The sequence below is a fragment of the Klenkia terrae genome (assembly GCF_037083865.1).
Taxonomy (GTDB): Bacteria; Actinomycetota; Actinomycetes; order Mycobacteriales; family Geodermatophilaceae; genus Klenkia; species Klenkia terrae.
In genome coordinates this window covers 300572-316760 of record NZ_JBAPLV010000002.1, presented here as the reverse complement: position 1 = coordinate 316760, position 16189 = coordinate 300572, and the positions used below count along the sequence as shown (strand labels likewise).

Genomic DNA, 16189 nt, shown 5'->3' with positions numbered 1-16189 from the left:
TAGCCGGACACGCGACCGTCACGGCACGATGGCGGCGTGAGCACCCAGCAGTCCTTCCTCGACGAGCTGGCCGCCGAGGTCTCCGGGCTGCGCCGGGCGAGCACCGCCGAGCGGGTGGCGGAGATCCTGCGCCGCCGGGTCACCGAGGGCGACCTGCCGCCGGGCAGCCAGCTCTCGGAGGAGCAGCTCAGCGCCGTGCTGCAGGTCTCCCGCAACACCCTGCGCGAGGCGTTCCGGCTGCTGGGCCACGAGGGCCTGCTGGTGCACCGGCTGCACCGCGGGGTGTTCGTCACCGAGCTCAGCGACGACGAGCTGGCCGACGTCTACCGCGTGCGCCGGGCGATCGAGTGCGACGTGGTCCGGCGGCTGGGCGCGACGGCGCCGGACCCCGAGGTGCTCGAGCCGCTGCGCGCCGACGTCGCCGACGGCGCCGCGGCCGCCGCCCGCGGCGACTGGACCGGCGTCGGGACGGCGAACATGCACTTCCACTCCCACCTCGTCGCCCTGGCCGGCAGCCCCCGGCTGGACGCCGCGACCAGCCGGCTGCTCGCCGAGCTGCGGCTGGCCTTCCAGGGCGCGGACGCCGAGGCGATGCACGCGCCCTACGTCGAGCGCAACGGCGCCCTGCTGGACCTGGTCGCCGCCGGCCGCACCACCGAGGCCGCCGCGGCGCTGGAGGACTACCTCGACGTCTCCCTCGCCCACCTGACCGATCTCCGCCGCGACCACGAGGAGCAGCCATGACCGCGACCACCCCTGCCGAGGCCCGTGCGGCGTTCCGCGGCGGCCTCGCCGTCCCGTCGTCGGGGTGGGCGCCCGGCCTCACCCAGGCCAACCTGGTCGTCCTGCCCCGCGACTGGGCCTGGGACATGCTGCTGTTCGGCCAGCGCAACCCGCGCCCGGTGCCGCTGCTGGACGTCACCGACCCCGGCAGCACGACCACGGTGCTCGCACCGGACGCCGACCTGCGGACCGACCTGCCGCGCTACCGGGTGTGGCGGGACGGCGAGCTGGTCGACGAGCCCACCGACGTCGTCGACCTGTGGACCGAGGACCTGGTGGCCTTCCTGGTCGGCTGCAGCTTCAGCTTCGAGACCGCGCTGCTGGACGCCGGCGTCCCGGTGCGCAACATCGAGCAGGGCCGCAACGTGTCGATGTACCGGACGAACCGGGAGTGCCGGCCGGCCGGGCGGCTGTCGGGCCCGCTGGTGGTCTCCATGCGACCGGTCCCGGCGCCCCTGGTGGCCACCGCCGTGCAGGTCACCGCCCGGATGCCCGAGGTGCACGGCGCGCCCGTGCACGTCGGGTCGCCCGGGGCGCTGGGCATCGCCGACCTGGACCGGCCCGACTTCGGCGACCCGGTCGACGTGCAGCCCGGCGACGTCCCGGTGTTCTGGGCGTGCGGGGTGACCCCGCAGGCGGCGCTGACGGCCTCCCGGCCGCCGTTCGCGATCACCCACGCGCCCGGGCACATGTTCGTCACCGACGTCCCCGACTCGGCCTACCGGCAGCTCTAGGCGTCGTCCGGCTCCGGCGGGGTCTCGGCGCCCTCGCGCTCGTCGCGCTCGGCCCACTCCAGCAGCGGCGCGATGTCGAACACCTCGCGGTCGATGTCGGCGTGCAGGTCGCCGAGCTCGGCGAAGCGGGCCGGCACCGTGGCGATGGTGAAGTCACGCGGGTGGGCGTCGTCCACCTCGTCCCAGCGGATCGGCGTGGACACGGTGCCCTCGGCGTTGCCGCGCACGCTGTAGGCCGCGGCGATGGTGTGGTCCCGCGCGTTCTGGTTGTAGTCCACGAACACCGCGGTCGGGTCGCGGTCCTTGCGCCACCAGGTCGTCGTCACGTCGGCCGTGCGCCGCTCGACCTCGCGGGCGAAGGCCAGCGCGCCCCGGCGGACGTCGGTGAAGCCGTGCACCGGGGGGATGCGGACGTAGACGTGCAGGCCGTTGCCGCCCGACGTCTTGGGGAAGCCGACCGCGCCCAGCTCGTCGAGCACCTCGTGCACCACGGAGGCGACCCGGCGGACCGCGGCGTAGTCGGCGTCGGGCATCGGGTCCAGGTCGATCCGCCACTCGTCGGGCAGCTCGGTGTCGGCCCGGCGGCTGTTCCACGGGTGGAACTCCACCGTCGACATCTGCACCGCCCAGGCCACGTGCGCCAGGTGGGTCACGCACAGCTCGTCGGCGGTCCGGTTCCAGCGCGGGAAGTGCACCCGCACGGTCTCGATCCAGGGCGGCGCCCCGGCCGGGACCCGCTTCTGGTGCACCTTGTCGCCCTCTACGCCCTTGGGGAACCGGTGCAGCATGCACGGCCGCTCGCGCAGGGAGTTCACGATCCCGGGGCCGACGGCGAGGTAGTAGTCGAGCAGGTCCTTCTTGGTCTCCCCGCGCGCTGGGAAGTACACCCGGTCCGGGCTGGACAGCCGCACGTCCAGACCGTCCACCTCGACCTCGATCGCGTCGCCGGCCTTGGTCATGCGGGCAGTCCTACCGCACCGGCCGACAGGTCCCACAACGAGCGCGCGCGGCGGTCGTCGGTGGCCCAGGGCATCGCGGGGGCCGGTGACCGGTCGGCGTGGAAACCGCCGTTGCGCCAGCCCTCGTCCGCTGTCGCCAGCCACACCAGGGTGTCCGCGCCCTGCGCCGGGGTGCGGAAGCTGCGGGACAGCCCCAGCTTCCAGGCCAGCCCGGACAGCCCGCCCGACCGCGCCCCGAACGACGTCGCGACCGCGCCCGGGGTGTAGCAGGTAGCGGTCACGTCCGGCGCCCAGCGACGGGCCAGCTCGCGGGTGGTCAGCGCGTTCATCGTCTTGGCCCGCGAGTAGGCGAGCATCCCCGAGTAGGGGCGCGGCGGGTCCGCGGTGACCGTCCGCGGCAGCGGACCGATCCGGTGCATGAAGGACGACGTCGCCACCACCCGTCCGCGGGCCGCGCGCAGCGGCTCCTCCAGCAGGCGGGTCAGCAGGTACGGGGCGAGGTGGTCGACCTGGAACGTGGTCTCGAACCCGTCGACCGTGGTCACCCGCCGCGGGAAGGACCCGCCGGCGTTGTTGGCCAGGACGTCGATCCGCGGGTGCCGGGCCACGAGGTCGGCGGCCAGCGCCCGGACGTCGTCCAGCCGCGAGAAGTCCACGGTGTGCCGCTCGACCTCGCGGTGGTCGTCGGGGTGGCCCTGGGTCTGCAGCTCGTCGGCGACGGCGGCGGTCTTGTCCGGCGACCGGCCGACGACGACCACCTGCCACCCGTCGCGGTGCAGCCGGCGGGCCGCCGCCGCCCCGATGCCGTCGGAGGCACCGGTGACGACGGCGACGCGGGCCTGCGTCAGCTCGGGCGCTCCACCAGGACGACCGGGATCGAGCGGTCGGTCTTGCGCTGGTAGTCGGCGTAGTCGGGGAACGCGGCGACGGCGCGCTCCCACCAGACCGCCTTCTCCTCGCCGTGGATCTCGCGGGCGACGCCGTCCCAGACCTGGTCGCCGTCCTGCACCGTCACCTCGTCGGGGTGCGCGGTCACGTTGAAGTACCAGGTCGGGTGCTTGGGCGCGCCGCCCTGGCTGGCGACCATCGCGTAGACGCCGTCGTGCTCGACCTTCATGAGCGGGTTCTTGCGCACCTTGCCGCTCTTGGCACCGCGGGTGGTAAACACCACGACGGGCTCGGGGCGGTTCGGGAGGGTGTTGGCCTCGCGTCCGCCGCTGCGCTCGTAGGCCTCGACCTGGTCGCGGACCCACTTCTCCGGGCTGGGCTCGTACTCGCCTTCCAGTGGCATGCCCCGACCCTAGGGCCGCCCGGCCGGCCCGGCACCAGCACCGCAGCGCCCCCGATCGCGGAACCGGCGCGCCTGCCAGCCGAGGACCAGCACGGCCGCGGTCGCCATCGCCGCTCCCCCGCCGGCGAACGCCGCTGCGACCGCCGCGCTGCGGGTGTCCGGCTCCCCCGGCGCACCGGCCAGGCCCCCGGCCAGGGCAGCCAGCCCCACCACTCCCCACGCCCAGCCGCGACCGGCCACCACCGGAGCCGCCGGCGTCCGGCGCCACCACAGCGCGCACCAGCCCAGCAGCACCAGGCCGCCCAGCACGCCGCCGCCGTCGGCCAGCCAGCTGTAGACCGGCACCCCGGCCACCGGCTCGTACAGCGCCGGCACCAGGTCCACGCCCCACCGCCGCGGGTGGGTGAAGGCGTCCAGCACGACGTGGGTCGCCGCGCCCACCACCACGGCCGGCGCCACCACGAGCAGGTCCCGCCACCCGGTCAGCCGGCCGCGCAGCCCGAGCGGGACGCCGGCCAGCCGGGCCCGCAGCGGCGCGGGCGAGGACGCCACCACCGGCCGGCTCAGGACGCCGTGCCACAGCGCCCAGACCAGCAGTCCGGTGAGCAGGTCGACGGTCACGACCGCCGTCCAGGTGTGGGTCCTCCACAGCGGGTCCACCGGCAGGTAGGCCGGCAGGTCGGGGACGACGCTGCCGATCACCAGCGCCGACGCCGGCAGGCGGGTTCGCAGGAACGGGAGGACGGCGGCCGGGTGGCTGCCGGTGAAGGGCACCGGCTCAGCCCGCGCTGTCCTCAGCCCTGCGCGAGGGTGTGCGCGACCAGTGCGTTGGCGTGCCCGTGGCCCATGCCGTGCTCGGTCTTGAGCCAGGCGACCAGCTCCATGTGCTTCGCCCCGGGCTGCTCCGCCCGGCGGGCACGCACCGCCTCCTGCCACTCACCGATCGGCCGGCCGTACTTCTTCTCCATCGCGGGGAAGTAGCTGGCGGGTCCCTGCACCTTCTCGGTCACCGGTGCAGTGTGGCGCGCTCGGCCCGCGGACGGCAGGGTGGGCGCCATGGTGGATTTCGGCAAGCTCGCGAAGCAGGCGCAGGACGCCCTGGCCCAGGGTGCGGACAAGCTCGAGACGGCGGTCAAGGACAACGCCGGGCGGATCGAGGGCGCGGTGGACAAGGCCGGCCAGTTCGCCAAGGACAAGATGCCCGACCGCGCGGCCCAGATCGACAACGCCACCCAGAAGGCCAAGGCCGCCGTCCCCCGCCACGCGGACGGCACCTCGGCGACCCCCGACATCCCGCTCGCGACGGACACCGAGACGGCGGCCCCGGCGTCGACGGCGACCCCCACCGCGCCGACCGCTGCCCCCGACCCGCTGCCGACGCACACGGCGCCGGACACCAGCGCGCCGTCCTGGGCACCGCCGGGCACCACCCCGACCGTCCCCTCGGCCACCCCGTCGGCCACCCCCGAGGTCGACCGCGCCGCCGAGCAGGCCGCGCCGTCCAGCTCGGGCTACGCACCGCCGTCACCGACCCCCGAGGTCGACCGCGCCGCCCGCGACCAGGGCTGACCGGCCCCCGGTGAGCGCACCCCTCGAGGACACCGCCGACGACGTCGCCACCGGCATCGCGGCGGGCTACGCGTTCACCGGGCCGGCGCTGGACCTCGGCTCGGTGGTGCACGGCGGCGCGCCGCACCCCGACGCCCAGGTCCGGGTACCGCTGTCGATGATGACCCAGCACGGCCTGATCGCCGGGGCCACCGGCACCGGCAAGACCAAGACGCTCCAGCTGCTGGCGGAGCAGCTGTCGGCCCAGGGCGTGCCGGTCGTGCTCGCCGACGTCAAGGGCGACCTCACCGGGCTGTCCCGGCCCGGCGAGCCCGGTGACCGGATCACCGCCCGGGCCACCGGCACCGCCGACGCCTGGACGGCGACCGGGTACCCGGTGGAGTACCTGGCCCTCGGCGGGCTGGGCACCGGCGTCCCGGTGCGGTCGACCATCACCTCCTTCGGCCCGGTGCTGCTCAGCAAGGTCATGGGGCTGAACAAGACCCAGGAGAGCTCGCTGGGCCTGGTCTTCCACTACGCCGACGCCGCCGGGCTGCCGCTGCTGGACCTCAAGGACCTGCGGTCGGTCATCTCCTGGCTGGTCAGCGACGAGGGCAAGGCCGACCTGCAGGGCCTGGGCGGGCTGAGCAAGGCCACCGCGGGGGTGATCCTGCGCGAGCTGATCGCGCTGGACGACCTGGGCGGCGACGTGTTCTTCGGCGAGCCCGAGTGGGACACCGCCGACCTCATGCGCACCGCCCCGGACGGCCGGGGCGTGATCAGCTCCGTCGAGCTGTCCGCGGTGCAGGACCGCCCGGCGCTGTTCTCCACCTTCCTCATGTGGCTGCTGGCCGACCTGTTCGAGGACCTGCCCGAGGTCGGCGAGGTCGACAAGCCCAAGCTGGTGTTCTTCTTCGACGAGGCCCACCTGCTGTTCACCGGGGCGAGCACCGCGTTCCTGGACTCGGTCACCCAGACGGTGCGGCTGATCAGGTCCAAGGGGGTCGGCGTCTTCTTCGTGACCCAGAACCCGACCGACGTGCCGACCGCGGTGCTGGGCCAGCTGGGCAACCGGGTGCAGCACGCCCTGCGCGCGTTCACCCCCGACGACGCCACGGCGCTGAAGAAGACCGTGAAGACCTACCCGAAGTCCGACGCCTACGACATCGCCGAGACCCTGACCTCGCTGGGCACCGGCGAGGCGATCGTGACCGTGCTGTCCGAGCGCGGGGCACCGACGCCGGTGGCGTGGACGATGCTGCGGGCGCCCCGGTCCTTCATGGGCGCCGTGGAGCCCGCGCAGCTGCAGGCCGCGGTCGCCGCCTCCGCGCTGCTCCCCCGCTACGGCGCCGCGGTGGACCGCGAGTCGGCCTACGAGCGGCTGGCCACCCGGCTGGCCCCGCCGCCCACGGCCCCGACCCCGGCGCCGGCCCCCCGCGCCGAGCCGGCACCGCGGGCACCCCGCGAGCCCGCCCCGCGGCCGCGCCGGGAGCCCGCGCCCGAGCCCGACTCGAGCGTGGTGGCCGACGTCCTGGGGTCCTCGGCGTTCAAGGCGTTCGCCCGGTCGGCCGCGTCGGCCCTGGGCCGGGAGATCACCCGCGGCATCTTCGGCACCCGCCGCCGACGGTGAGCGCGGTCAGCCGTTGGGCGGGCGGATCAGGCTGACCACGACCAGCCCGGCGAACACCACCGCGAACACCCAGGCCGGGACGCCGAGCATCCACGAGGTCAGCAGCGCCGACAGCAGGCAGACGCCACCGACCACGCCGATGGTCATGAACCTGCTCTCGGCTCCTCGGTGACCGGCCACGGGGCCACCCTCACAGCGCCGGGTCACAGGAGCGTCACGGGTCGAGAAGCGTTCCCCACCTGTGATCTGCCAGGGTGACCCGGTGACCGAGCAGATCCCGCGGGTGGTGGTGCGCGGCGAGACCACCCTCCGGGTGCGCCCGAGCCACGCCACGCTGAGCATCACCGTGACCGCCCGGGACAAGCGGCGGGACCGTGCGCTGTCCCTCCTCGGCGACCTGCAGCGCGGGGTCACCGACCTCCTCGCCCAGCACGCCGACCTGGTCACCCGGCACTCCACCGCCTCGGTCGGCGTGCACCCCGAGCAGGCCGAGCGGAACCGGATCACCGGCTACCGGGCCTCGGTCACCACCCAGCTGCGGCTCGACGACGTCGACCGGGTCGGCGAGGTCGCGGTCGCCGCGGCCGCGCTCGAGGGCAGCTCGCTGTGGGGCCCGAACTGGCGGCTGGACCGCGACGACCCGGCGCACGACCAGGCCAGGACCGAGGCCATCGCCGAGGCGGTGGCCCGGGCCCGCGGCTACGCGGCCGCGGTCGGCAGCACCGTCACCGGGCTGGTCGAGCTGCGCGACGTCGGCACGGGCGCCCCGGCGCCGGTGATGATGGCCAGCGCGGCCCGGGGACGGGCCGGCGCGGCCGCGGCACCCGAGCTGGAGCTCGAGCCCACCCTGCAGGAGGTGCACGGCGCGGTCGAGGCCGTGTTCCTGATCTCTCCCCCCAACCTCGAGGAGCTCTAGATGGTGCGGTTCCGCGAAGGCGCGAAGCTCGACACGTCCGGCGTGCAGGACCGCCGCGGCGGAGGCGGTGGCCGCGGGCTCGCCGTCGGCGGCGGGGGCATCGGGATCGTCGGCATCATCGCCTTCGTCCTCGTCCAGGTGCTCGGCGGCGGGGGCTCGGGCGGCGGAGGCGGCGACGTGGCCAGCATCCTGTCCCAGCTGCAGGGCGGCGGGGGCGGCACGGCCGACAACACCGAGCTCGAGCAGCAGTGCCGGACGGGGGCCGACGCCAACGACAGCGCCGACTGCGCGGCGGTGGCGATCATCGACTCCATCCAGGACTACTGGACGACGGCGCTCCCCGACACCCTCGGCACGCAGTACGCCGACACCCCGACGGTCTTCTTCTCCGGCTCGGTGCAGACCGCGTGCGGCGGGGCGACCAGCGGGTCCGGGCCGTTCTACTGCCCCGGCGACCAGCTGGTCTACGTCGACCTGACCTTCTTCGACCAGCTGGAGACCCAGTTCGGCGCCCGCGGCGGCACGTTCGTCGACGCCTACGTGCTGGCCCACGAGTACGGCCACCACGTGCAGAACCTGCTGGGCACCAACCAGCAGGTCACCCCGGGCGAGACCGGTCCGACGTCGGGCACGGTCCGGCTCGAGCTGCAGGCCGACTGCTACGCCGGGGTCTGGGCCAACCACGCGACGACGACGTCCGACGACGGCCAGGAGCCGTTGATCACCGAGATCACCGACGACGACGTGGCCCGGGCGCTGGACGCCGCCAGCCGGATCGGCGACGACTTCATCCAGACCAACCTGGGCAACGGCACCGTCGACCAGGACGCCTTCACCCACGGGTCCAGCGAGCAGCGCGAGCGCTGGTTCTCCACCGGCTACAGCTCCGGCGACCCGGGCGCCTGCGACACGTTCGGCACCGACGACCTGGGATGAGCGACCTGCACATCGCGGTCGAGGGCCCGGTCGCCACCCTGACGGTGGACCGGCCGGCCAAGCGCAACGCGATGACCCGGGCGATGTGGGCGGCCGTCCCCGGCCTGCTCGCGCAGGTCGTGGACGACGTCCGCGTGCTGCTGGTGACCGGGGCCGGTCCCTCGTTCTGCGCCGGGGCCGACATCGGCGAGCTGCTCGGCGGGGAGGACCCGACCGACCCGATGGCCGGCCTGCGCGCGGACAACCTGGCCGCCCAGGCGGCGATCCGGGCGTTCCCGCACCCGACGCTGGCCGTCGTCCGCGGGCACTGCATCGGCGGCGGGGTGGAGCTGGCCGCCAGCTGCGACCTGCGGTTCGCCGACGACACCGCGGTCTTCGGGGTCACCCCGGCCCGGATCGGGGTGGTCTACCCGCCGGCCCCCACCAAGGCGCTGGTCGACCTGGTCGGACCGGCGACGACGAAGTACCTGCTGTTCTCCGGGGAGCTGCTCGACGCCGTCGCCGCGCTGCGGGTCGGGCTGGTCGACGAGGTGCTCCCCGTCGACGGGCTGGCCGACCGGGTGGCCGCGTTCGCCGCCGTCCTGGCCGGGCGGTCGGCGCTGACCCAGCGGGCCACCAAGGAGGTGGTCGCCGAGCTGACCACCGGCGGGGACGCCGAGCAGGTGGCCGACCGCTGGTTCGGCGAGACCATCGCCTCCGGCGAGCTGGCCGAGGGCGTGGCCGCGTTCGCCGAGCGCCGGGCCCCCGCCTTCCCGTGGGACGGCGGAATCAGCGCCGGCTGACGCTGTTGGAGCCGGTATGACCACCATCGGCATCATCGGGGCCGGCCTGATCGGCTCCCAGCTCGCCCGCATCTCCACCGACGCCGGCTACGACGTCGTGATCTCCAACTCCCGCGGCCCGGAGACCCTGGCCGACCTCGTCGCCGAGATCGAGGCCCGGGACACCCGGCAGGGTGCGATCTCCGCGGCCACCGCCGCCGAGGCCGGCGCGGCCGGCGAGGTCGTCGTCGTCACGGTGCCGCTGAAGAACCTGGCCGACGTCCCGGTCGAGCCGCTGGCCGGCAAGACCGTGATCGACACGAACAACTACTACCCCGAGCGGGACGGCCACATCGCCGAGCTCGACGAGGAGTCGACGACCACCGCGGAGATGGCCCAGCGCCACCTGCCGACGTCGAAGGTCGTCAAGGCCTTCAACCACATCTACTCCGAGCACCTGACCAGCAAGCGCAGCGAGAGCGGCACCCCGCACCGCCGGGCCCTGGTCATCGCCGGGGACGACGCCGACGCCAAGGCCTGGGTCGCCGACTACATCGACCGGATCGGCTTCGACACCTACGACGTCGGCCCGCTCGCCGAGGGCTGGCGCATCCAGCGGGACACCCCCGGCTACGGCCCGGAGTACGACGTCGAGCAGCTCCGCCAGGCCACCTCGGAGGCCGAGCGCTACCGCGACATGTGAGCGACGCAGGCCGCGCCGCCGCCGCCTCAGACGGTGAGCGCGGCCTCGTCGGCCGCGACCGCCGCGTTCCACTCCGGCTTCTCGGCCTGCCAGCGGTCCTCGGTGCGCCCGACCCGCCAGTAGCCCGACACGCTGAGCAGCTCGCGCGGCACCTCCCACCGGGACCGGACGACGCGGCGCAGCTCCCGCACGAAGCCGGCCTCGCCGTGCACGAAGACGTGCGGCACACCGCCGGGCAGCTCGGTGGCCAGCACCGCGGCCGTCAGCGCCGCGCCCACGGGCTGCTCGCCGCGGTGCACCCAAGTGACCCCGGGCAGGTCCTGCTCGTCGGCGGGACCCTCCACCTCGACGAACACGTGGGCGACCGCGCCGGCCGGCAGCCGGGGCAGGGCCGCGGCGATCGCCGGCAGCGCGGAGTCGTCGCCGACCAGCAGGTGCCAGTCCGCCTCGGCGGCCGGGGCGTAGGCCCCGCCGGGCCCGGCGAACTGCAGCAGGTCACCGGGGCGGGCAGCGGCGGCCCAGGGCCCGGCCACGCCCTCGTCCCCGTGGGTGACGAAGTCCAGGGTCAGCTCCTGCGCAGCGGCGTCCCAGGCGCGGACGGTGTAGGTCCGGCTGACCGGCCACAGCTCACGCGGGTGCTCGGCCTGCACCACCTCGGCGTCGAACGGCGCGGCGTAGGGCGCCCCGGCCGGGGGCAGCTGCAGCTTCACGTAGTGGTCGGTGAAGTCCCCCGCGCCGAAGCCGGCCAGGGCCTCGCCGCCCAGCACGACCCGGACCAGATGCGGGGTCACCCGCTCGGTGCGCACGACGGTGCCCACCCGGGTCACCCGTCGCTTCTTCGGTGCCTGCGTCACGTACGTCCTCCTGGTTAGGCTGCCCTAACCGTACGCCACGCAGGCACCGCGCAGCTCCGGCCTCAGACGAAGGCGCTGAGCCCGGTGACCGACCGGCCCACGATGAGGGTGTTCATCTCGCGGGTGCCCTCGTAGGAGTACAGCGCCTCGGCGTCGTTGAAGTACCGGATCACGTTGTTCTCCAGCACGATGCCGTTGCCCCCGAACAGCTCGCGGGCCATGGCCACGGTCTCGCGCCCGCGGGCGGTGACGTAGGCCTTGGCCAGCGCCGCCTGGTCGTCGCGCAGGTCGTCGGTCTCCTGCAGCTGGGCGATCCGCACGACCATGCCCAGGCTCGCGGTGACGTTGCCGAGCATCTTGGCCAGCAGGTCCTGGATCAGCTGGAAGCTGCCGATCGGCTTGCCGAACTGGACCCGCTCCTTGGCGTAGGCCAGCGCGTACTCGTAGGCACCCATCTGGCAGCCGACGCCGGACCAGGCCACGCCGCCGCGGGTGACCTTGAGGACCTTGTTGACGTCCTTGAAGGTGTTGCCGCCCTCGAGCTTGTGGTCGGCCGGGATGCGGCAGTCGACGAAGGTGATGTCGGCGTTCTGCACCGTGCGCAGCGCGAACTTGTCCTCGATCTTGGTGGCGGTGAAGCCCGGGGTGCCCTTGTCGACCACGAAGGTCTTCACCGCGTCGTCGGCCTCGTCGCGGGCGAACACCACGACGTGGTCGGCGAAGGTCCCGTTGCCGATCCAGCGCTTGGCCCCGTTGAGCACCCACGAGTCGCCGTCCCGGCGGGCGGTGGTGCGCAGGCCGCGGGCGACGTCCGAGCCGCCCTCGGGCTCGGTGAGGGCGAAGGCGCCGATCTTGTCCATCGACATCATCTCGGGGATCCAGCGCTGCCGCTGCTCCTCCGAGCCCAGGATCATGATCGAGCCCATCGCCAGGCCGTTGTGCACGCCCAGGAACGTGGCGATCGAGGGGTCCACCCGGGACAGCTCCAGGGCCTGGAACCCGCCGTACAGCTTGGACGCCGGCAGCCGGCCGTCCCACTCGTAGGCGCGGCCCACCACGTCGATGGAGGCGAACTCCGGGATGAGGTCCATCGGGAACTCGGCGGCGGCCCAGGCGTCGTTCACCCGCGGCCGGACCTTCTCGTCGAGGAAGTCCCGGAGCGTCTGCAGCTCCTTGCGCTCCTCGTCGGACAGCAGGGTCTCGTACCCGAAGAAGTCCCCGGTGAGCAGGTCGGCGGTCATGTGGTGGATCTCCCTCGTCGACGACGGCGTCTCCCCACCGATGGTCCGCCGGTTACCCGCCGGTAGCCACTCCAGGCGTGCCCGGTCCGGGTGACCTTGCCCCCAGGCCCCCTAGGCTCGCCGCGACCACCCACCGAGCACGGGAGACCACGTGCGGTTCCTGCAGGGCACGGCGCTGGGCGTCGCGATCGGCTCCGTCTTCGCGGCGACGGCCGACGTCTACCGGCCCTACGCCGTCGTCCTCGGCGTCGTGGCCGTCGTGCTGGTCGTCGTCCTCGCCTCCCGGGACGTGGCCCGGCCGGCCCGGCGCGCCCGACCCCGGCCCGCCACCCCGGCTGCCTCGGGACCGCGGGCACCGACCGGGTTCTTCGTCGGCCGCCGGCTGGGTGACGCCCTGCTGTGGCTGGCCCAGGAGCACGGGGTGTCCGTGCTCGAGCAGGTCGAGGTCACCGAGGACTCCGTCCTGGTCACCGACCTGGGTCCCCGCGGCCGCCGGACCAGCGCGGTGGAGTTCGTCGACGGTGCGCTCACCGTCGACCAGGACGACCTGCCGGTGGAGCCCGGGGCCGGCCTGGACACCTCGGGCCGGTTCCAGGCCCGCGACCTGGCCCCCGACGTGCTGGCCCGCGCCCTCGAGCGGGCCGCGCGGCAGCACGCCGCGTCGTGGACCGACGTCGCCGACCTCAGCGCCCGCATCGAGCAGCCCGACCGGTTGCGCGCCGAGGTGACCGTGCAGCTGGTCAACGGCGCCGACGGGTTCGAGGACGAGACGCTCTGGACGTCGGCAGCCGGCGACCTGCTCTACCTGCAGCGGTCCCCCGCGTGAGCGCGCCCGCCAGCACCGTCGTCGTCCCGGGCGAGCCCGCGCCGCGCCGACCCGGCGGCTTCGTCCTCGGGCTCGTGCTCGGCCTCGCCGTCACCCTCGGCGTGGTGGGGGCCGAGAAGGCCGGCGTCCTGCCGCACCTGTACAGCAGCTCGTCCACGGAGTCCGACGGCGACGACGACGTGCCGTTCACCGACCCGGATCGGCTGCAGGCCGCGCTGGACGCCGCCGTCGACGACGCCGGCACCACCCGGGTCACCCAGCTGGTCGTGGAGGACAGCACGTTCTCTGCCGTGCTCCTGGACGCCGACACCGGCCTGTGGACCCGCTACCAGGAGTACGACTTCGACGCCCCGGGCGAGGGACGCGCCGAGCCGCTGCCCGCGCAGCCGCCGGCCGAGGCGGAGTTCGCGCTGTCCGACGTCTCCGCCCCCGCGCTGGTGGAGGCACTGAGCACCGGCAACCGCGCGCTGGGCGGCGAGGACGACGACGTGGACCTCCTCGAGCTGGTGGTCGAGCGGCCCTTCCCCACCTACGGCGACCTGCTGCTCACCGTCTCCCAGCCCTACTCCGGGGCCGGCGACCGGGTGTGGCTGTCCGCCGACGGCACCGTGCTCCGGGCCGAGATCGGCTGACCGGGCGCCGCTAACCTGCCCGCATGGTCTCCCTGGGCACGCCCCTGTCCCCCTCGGCCACCCGCGTGATGCTGCTGGGCAGCGGCGAGCTGGCCAAGGAGGTGCTCATCGCGCTGCAGCGCCTGGGCGTGGAGACCATCGCGGTCGACCGGTACGACGATGCCCCCGGGCACCAGGTGGCCCACCACGCGCGCACGATCACCATGAGCGACCCCGAGCAGCTGCGGGCGCTCGTCGAGGCCGAGCGGCCCGACGTCGTCGTCCCCGAGATCGAGGCCATCGCCACCCCGACGCTGGTGGAGCTGGAGGCCGAGGGCGTGCGCGTGGTGCCGACCGCGCGGGCCGCCCGGCTGACCATGGACCGGGAGGGCATCCGCCGGCTGGCCGCCGAGACCCTCGGTCTGCCCACCAGCCCCTACCGGTTCTGCGACTCGCTGGCGGAGCTGCAGGACGGCGCCGCCGCGGTCGGGTTCCCGTGCGTGGTCAAGCCGGTGATGTCGTCGTCGGGCAAGGGCCAGAGCACGGTGCGCACGGCGGACGACGTCGAGGCGGCCTGGACCTACGCGATGGCCGGCAGCCGGGTCGCCGGCACCCGGGTCATCGTCGAGGGCTTCGTCGACTTCGACTACGAGATCACCCTGCTCACCGTGCGCTCACAGCGCGAGGGGCAGACCGTCACCGACTTCTGCGCACCGATCGGGCACCGGCAGGAGTCCGGCGACTACGTGGAGAGCTGGCAGCCCCAGCCGATGAGCGAGGTCGCGCTCGAGCGCGCCCGGGCGATCGCCGCCGCGGTGACCGGCGACCTCGGCGGGCTGGGCCTGTTCGGCGTCGAGCTGTTCGTCCGCGGCGACGACGTCTGGTTCTCCGAGGTCAGCCCGCGCCCGCACGACACCGGCATGGTCACCATGACGACGCAGTGGCAGGACGAGTTCGAGCTGCACGCCCGGGCGCTGCTGGGCCTGCCGGTGGACACCTCGCTGCGCAACCCCGGCGCGTCCGCGGTCGTCTACGGCGGGGTCGAGGCGGTGGGCATCGTGTTCGACGGGGTGGACGAGGCGCTGGCCCTCCCCGGCGTCCAGCTGCGGTTGTTCGGCAAGCCCGAGAGCTTCACCCGCCGCCGCATGGGCGTGGCCCTGGCCCGCGCCGAGGACGTCGACGCTGCGCGCGCCACCGCCCGGGAGGCCGCCGGCCGGGTGCGCCCGCGCGCCTGATCAGGCCTCGCCCCGGAACGCCAGCGCCGCGCCGGCGGCGTCGGCGAACCGGCGCGGGTCGGCGGTCGCGTCGAACGGGCTGACCGCCACGGACGCCCGGCCACGCGTCACCACCCGGCGCCAGGTGCCGACCACCTCGCCGTCCTCGACGAGCATCGGGGCGAAGACCCCGTTCCCGCCGGGGACCACCGTCTGCCAGTGCTCGGCGGCCAGCACGTGCGAGCGGTCGGTGACGCCGAGCAGCAGCTCGTCGAAACCGGCCAGCGCACGGACCCCGTCGGGCCCGGCCGCCGGCGGCTCGCCCAGGGTCCAGAGCACGGCCCCCTCGCACCGCACCTCGGTCAGCTCGTCGCGCACCGCGGCGAAGCCCGCCCGCACCTCGGTCAGCGTCAGACCGGTCCACCAGGCCAGGTCGCGCTCGGTGGCCGGACCGTGCCCGGCCAGGTACCGCCGGACCACCTCGGCGACGGCCGCCGCCCGGTCACCGACGGCCTCGCCGGGCGCCCACTCGTCCAGCAGCACGAAGGCCTGCAGCGCCCCGCCCGCGGTCTCCCCGCGCGGCGGGCCCAGGCACAGCAGGCCCTGGTGGGCCAACCGGCCGTAGAGGTGCGGCCCGCGCTGCCCGGTGACGTCGAGGCCGGCCGCGGTCCACGCGGCCAGCAGCTCGGGCCGGGTCAGCGCACCGCCCCCGGCCAGCTCGGCGCGGGCCACGTCGCCGGCCCGGTCGACGTCGTCGTCGGTCAGCCCGAGCTGGCGGTGCCGCGGCTGAGCGGTGCGCACCTGGCGCCCCGCGGTCAGCCCGAGCAGCAGCCGCAGGTCGGCGGGGGTGGTGGCGAACAGGGTGCCGCGCATCGGCCACGCGCGGACCACCTCGCCGGCGGCGAAGGACGCCCAGACGTCGGCGACGGTGCTCCCGGGCACCCGGGAGCCGATCGCCCACTCGGCCTGCCGCAGGTCCTGCGCCTGCATCGCCAGCAGGCCGGCCACCGCGGCGACCACTCCGCCCCGTGGACGGGTCAGGCCCAGCGCGGCCAGCCGCATCCGGCGCAGGGCGGTGACGTCGACGTCCATGGGGCCTCCGGGGGTCGGACGGCGACGGTAGCGGTGCGCACCGACATCCACCCCGGCTCCGTCCACGGGACCGGCCGCCGTCCACAGGTC

At 74.7% G+C, this 16189-nt stretch carries 20 protein-coding genes; 11 read left to right on the top strand and 9 right to left on the bottom strand.

Annotation, left to right across the window (positions count from 1 at the left end; translation table 11 throughout):
* The first annotated feature begins 36 nt into the window (after positions 1–36).
* Together UXQ13_RS03665 and UXQ13_RS03660 are read left to right on the top strand one after the other, a co-directional pair.
* Entirely contained in the window at positions 37–744 is a 708-nt protein-coding gene (locus UXQ13_RS03665; RefSeq protein ID WP_336391820.1) for a GntR family transcriptional regulator, read from the top strand.
* Positions 741–1517: a putative hydro-lyase gene (locus tag UXQ13_RS03660; RefSeq protein WP_336391819.1), complete on the top strand. Its 777-nt coding sequence runs from the start codon at positions 741–743 to the stop codon at positions 1515–1517. Before UXQ13_RS03665 ends, UXQ13_RS03660 begins: the two co-directional genes overlap by 4 nt.
* Here UXQ13_RS03660 and ligD read toward each other — a convergent pair.
* The 5 genes from ligD to UXQ13_RS03635 are packed head-to-tail and all read right to left on the bottom strand — an operon-like array spanning position 1514 to position 4777.
* Complete coding sequence (ligD, locus tag UXQ13_RS03655) at positions 1514–2476, bottom strand: non-homologous end-joining DNA ligase (RefSeq protein WP_336391818.1); 963 nt, start codon at positions 2474–2476, stop codon at positions 1514–1516. The two genes, UXQ13_RS03660 and ligD, sit on opposite strands and share 4 nt — an antisense overlap.
* Entirely contained in the window at positions 2473–3417 is a 945-nt protein-coding gene (locus UXQ13_RS03650) for an SDR family NAD(P)-dependent oxidoreductase (protein WP_225232591.1), read from the bottom strand. The genes ligD and UXQ13_RS03650 overlap by 4 nt, the downstream gene beginning before the upstream one ends.
* Positions 3321–3767: a nitroreductase family deazaflavin-dependent oxidoreductase gene (locus UXQ13_RS03645; protein ID WP_225232592.1), complete on the bottom strand. Its 447-nt coding sequence runs from the start codon at positions 3765–3767 to the stop codon at positions 3321–3323. The genes UXQ13_RS03650 and UXQ13_RS03645 overlap by 97 nt, the downstream gene beginning before the upstream one ends.
* Before the next feature lie 9 nt (positions 3768–3776).
* Positions 3777–4541, bottom strand: coding sequence for a DUF4184 family protein (locus UXQ13_RS03640; RefSeq protein WP_225232593.1), 765 nt, complete (start codon positions 4539–4541; stop codon positions 3777–3779).
* A gap of 20 nt (positions 4542–4561) precedes the next feature.
* On the bottom strand, positions 4562–4777 hold the full coding sequence (locus tag UXQ13_RS03635) for a DUF4287 domain-containing protein (protein ID WP_225232594.1): 216 nt from the start codon (positions 4775–4777) through the stop codon (positions 4562–4564).
* 46 nt (positions 4778–4823) lie between these two features.
* Here UXQ13_RS03635 and UXQ13_RS03630 point away from each other — a divergent pair, with 46 nt between their 5' ends.
* Complete coding sequence (locus tag UXQ13_RS03630; protein WP_336391817.1) at positions 4824–5336, top strand: antitoxin; 513 nt, start codon at positions 4824–4826, stop codon at positions 5334–5336.
* A gap of 10 nt (positions 5337–5346) precedes the next feature.
* Positions 5347–6945 (top strand): helicase HerA-like domain-containing protein, encoded by a 1599-nt coding sequence (locus UXQ13_RS03625; RefSeq protein ID WP_336391816.1) that lies wholly within the window; start codon positions 5347–5349, stop codon positions 6943–6945.
* A gap of 6 nt (positions 6946–6951) precedes the next feature.
* Here the strand turns inward: UXQ13_RS03625 and UXQ13_RS03620 are convergent, their stop codons facing one another.
* The gene (locus UXQ13_RS03620) at positions 6952–7092 is read right to left on the bottom strand and encodes a hypothetical protein (protein ID WP_225232596.1); all 141 of its coding nucleotides are present in this window, start codon (positions 7090–7092) and stop codon (positions 6952–6954) included.
* A gap of 115 nt (positions 7093–7207) precedes the next feature.
* On the opposite strand from UXQ13_RS03620, the gene UXQ13_RS03615 reads away from it, so the two are divergent.
* Genes UXQ13_RS03615 through UXQ13_RS03600 form a run of 4 tightly spaced genes read left to right on the top strand, consistent with a single transcriptional unit; the run spans position 7208 to position 10261 of the window.
* The gene (locus UXQ13_RS03615; protein WP_225232597.1) at positions 7208–7861 is read left to right on the top strand and encodes an SIMPL domain-containing protein; all 654 of its coding nucleotides are present in this window, start codon (positions 7208–7210) and stop codon (positions 7859–7861) included.
* Entirely contained in the window at positions 7862–8797 is a 936-nt protein-coding gene (gene ypfJ, locus UXQ13_RS03610) for a KPN_02809 family neutral zinc metallopeptidase (RefSeq protein WP_225232598.1), read from the top strand.
* Complete coding sequence (locus tag UXQ13_RS03605; RefSeq protein WP_225232599.1) at positions 8794–9579, top strand: enoyl-CoA hydratase/isomerase family protein; 786 nt, start codon at positions 8794–8796, stop codon at positions 9577–9579. The genes ypfJ and UXQ13_RS03605 overlap by 4 nt, the downstream gene beginning before the upstream one ends.
* Positions 9580–9595: 16 nt before the next feature.
* Entirely contained in the window at positions 9596–10261 is a 666-nt protein-coding gene (locus UXQ13_RS03600; protein ID WP_225232600.1) for an NADPH-dependent F420 reductase, read from the top strand.
* 26 nt (positions 10262–10287) lie between these two features.
* On the opposite strand, the gene UXQ13_RS03595 is transcribed toward UXQ13_RS03600, so the two are convergent.
* Positions 10288–11115: a siderophore-interacting protein gene (locus UXQ13_RS03595; protein ID WP_225232601.1), complete on the bottom strand. Its 828-nt coding sequence runs from the start codon at positions 11113–11115 to the stop codon at positions 10288–10290.
* A 62-nt stretch (positions 11116–11177) separates the two neighbouring features.
* Entirely contained in the window at positions 11178–12356 is a 1179-nt protein-coding gene (locus tag UXQ13_RS03590) for an acyl-CoA dehydrogenase family protein (protein ID WP_225232602.1), read from the bottom strand.
* A gap of 151 nt (positions 12357–12507) precedes the next feature.
* Between UXQ13_RS03590 and UXQ13_RS03585 the strand changes: the two genes are divergently transcribed.
* Genes UXQ13_RS03585 through purT form a run of 3 tightly spaced genes read left to right on the top strand, consistent with a single transcriptional unit; the run spans position 12508 to position 15028 of the window.
* Positions 12508–13182 (top strand): hypothetical protein, encoded by a 675-nt coding sequence (locus tag UXQ13_RS03585; RefSeq protein ID WP_225232603.1) that lies wholly within the window; start codon positions 12508–12510, stop codon positions 13180–13182.
* On the top strand, positions 13179–13814 hold the full coding sequence (locus UXQ13_RS03580) for a hypothetical protein (RefSeq protein WP_225232604.1): 636 nt from the start codon (positions 13179–13181) through the stop codon (positions 13812–13814). The genes UXQ13_RS03585 and UXQ13_RS03580 overlap by 4 nt, the downstream gene beginning before the upstream one ends.
* 23 nt (positions 13815–13837) lie before the next feature.
* On the top strand, positions 13838–15028 hold the full coding sequence (purT, locus tag UXQ13_RS03575; RefSeq protein ID WP_225232605.1) for a formate-dependent phosphoribosylglycinamide formyltransferase: 1191 nt from the start codon (positions 13838–13840) through the stop codon (positions 15026–15028).
* On the opposite strand, the gene UXQ13_RS03570 is transcribed toward purT, so the two are convergent.
* Positions 15029–16099 carry a winged helix DNA-binding domain-containing protein gene (locus UXQ13_RS03570; protein ID WP_225232606.1) on the bottom strand — a complete coding sequence of 357 codons (1071 nt, stop codon included), beginning with the start codon at positions 16097–16099 and terminating at the stop codon, positions 15029–15031. It abuts the gene before it with no gap.
* Positions 16100–16189 lie beyond the last annotated feature (90 nt).